This is a genomic window from Kocuria sp. CPCC 205263 (assembly GCF_040981075.1).
In the GTDB taxonomy this organism is placed as follows: domain Bacteria; phylum Actinomycetota; class Actinomycetes; order Actinomycetales; family Micrococcaceae; genus Kocuria; species Kocuria rosea.
On the sequence record NZ_JAVKPV010000073.1, the window covers coordinates 1 to 543 of the forward strand.

General features: G+C 72.9%; 1 pseudogene. It reads left to right on the plus strand.

Annotation, left to right across the window (positions count from 1 at the left end):
• Positions 1-543 (plus strand): annotated as a pseudogene (locus tag RF647_RS19200) (ATP-dependent chaperone ClpB); the annotation flags it as partial.

Genomic DNA, 543 nt, shown 5'->3' on the forward strand with positions numbered 1-543 from the left:
GGAGCCCTCGGTGGAGGACACCATCGCGATCCTGCGCGGGCTCAAGGAGCGCTACGAGGCCCACCACAAGGTCCAGATCGCGGACGCCGCCCTCGTCGCGGCCGCCGCGCTGTCCCACCGGTACATCCCCGGCCGGCAGCTGCCGGACAAGGCCATCGACCTCGTGGACGAGGCCGCGTCCCGCCTGCGGATGGAGATCGACTCCGCCCCGGAGGAGATCGACCGGCTGCGCCGCGCCGTGGACCGGCTGACCATGGAGGAACTCGCGCTGCAGGGCGAGACCGACCCCGCCTCGGTGGAGCGCCTCGCCGTGCTGCAGCGGGAGCTGGCCGACAAGAAGGCCGAGCTGGACGCCCTCAACGCCCGCTGGGAGGCCGAGAAGGCCGGCCTCAACCGCGTGGGCGACCTCAAGGAGCGCATCGACAACCTGCGCTCGCAGGCGGAGATGGCCCAGCGCGCGGGCGACCTCGCGGAGGCCTCGCGCCTGCTCTACGGCGAGATCCCCGCGCTGCAGAAGGAGCTGGACCTCGCGCAGGAGCAGGA